The sequence below is a fragment of the Burkholderia sp. GbtcB21 genome, assembly GCF_019091065.1.
GTDB classification, from domain to species: Bacteria; Pseudomonadota; Gammaproteobacteria; order Burkholderiales; family Burkholderiaceae; genus Burkholderia; species Burkholderia pyrrocinia_C.
This window is the reverse complement of sequence record NZ_JAGXKA010000423.1, coordinates 1-241: the sequence shown is the minus strand read 5'-3', so window position 1 is coordinate 241 and position 241 is coordinate 1. Positions and strand designations below refer to the sequence as shown.

The 241-nt window shown below is 65.1% G+C and carries 1 protein-coding gene; it reads left to right on the top strand.

What is annotated here, in order from left to right; translation table 11 throughout:
• On the top strand, positions 1–241 hold a 241-nt coding region (locus tag KVT39_RS37260; protein WP_254640809.1), incomplete at both ends, for a LysR substrate-binding domain-containing protein.

The window sequence follows — 241 nt, the reverse complement described above, 5'->3', positions numbered from 1 at the left end:
AGCAGGTGCTGGTGGTCGCCGACTCACACCGGTTCGCAAATGCTGATTACGTGACGCCCGAGCAACTGACCGACGGGATCCTGGTTACCTATCCGGTCGAAACCGACCGGCTCGACATCTACAACCAGTTCCTGGCGCCGGCCGGCATCGTGCCGGGCCGCCACAAGTCGATCGAGTCGACCGACATCATGCTGCAGATGGGCGCGAGCGGGCGCGGCGTGGCCGCCTTGCCGAGATGGCT